The sequence below is a fragment of the Nocardia abscessus genome, assembly GCF_015477775.1.
GTDB lineage: Bacteria > Actinomycetota > Actinomycetes > Mycobacteriales > Mycobacteriaceae > Nocardia > Nocardia abscessus_A.
Window position 1 is genome coordinate 1 of sequence record NZ_JADLQO010000092.1, and the last position, 255, is coordinate 255.

Sequence of the window (255 nt, forward strand, 5' to 3'; positions counted from 1 at the left end):
TTGGTGGAGTTGCTGGATCCGGTGCGTTCGCCGGCGCGGCATCCGTTGTTCCAGGTGATGTTGACCTTCCAGAATTTGGCGCGTACCGAACTGGAGTTGCCGGGACTGTCGGTGTCGGCGGTGGATTTGGCGGTGCCGTTGGCGAAGTTCGATCTGCAGGTGGCGGTGGCGGAGAACGTCGATCGTCATGGTGGGTCGGGGGGTATGTCGGTGGCGTTCACGTATGCCACGGAGTTGTTCGATCCGGCGACGGTG

The 255-nt window shown here is 62.4% G+C and carries 1 protein-coding gene; it reads left to right on the forward strand.

Annotation, left to right across the window (positions count from 1 at the left end; genetic code table 11):
* Window positions 1-255: condensation domain-containing protein (locus IU450_RS41575; protein WP_195154795.1), on the forward strand; the 255-nt coding region annotated here is incomplete at both ends.